Annotated in this window: 1 pseudogene; it reads right to left on the bottom strand. The window is 57.5% G+C overall.

Annotated elements, in window-relative coordinates:
• A pseudogene (gene ubiJ / locus SB765_RS31050) lies at positions 1 to 259 on the bottom strand (ubiquinone biosynthesis protein UbiJ); the annotation flags it as partial.

Raw genomic sequence — 259 nt, 5'->3', positions numbered from 1 at the left:
GCCGTCTCTTCCGCAAACCAGGCCACTTCAAGCGGACCGGGTGCCATACGCCACTCTTCAGTAATGGCTTCCGCCACATAACGTTGCTGGCGCTTAATGCCGTGATGCAGGAACTTTGCGCCTCCGCGCATGGCTTTGCTGATTCCTTCAGCGGCGATATCACCGGTATAAGGGGCCAGCAGTTCCGCAGGGTCGAACTCTGCCAGATCTGCCAGCGCAACGAAGTTTTGCACCACCTGAATATCGCCCTGCACTTCCA

This window comes from Pseudomonas sp. SIMBA_067, assembly GCF_046534675.1.
Lineage (GTDB): Bacteria > Pseudomonadota > Gammaproteobacteria > Pseudomonadales > Pseudomonadaceae > Aquipseudomonas > Aquipseudomonas putida.
The sequence above is the reverse complement of the archived record's forward strand: the minus strand, read 5'-3'. Positions and strand labels throughout refer to the sequence as shown.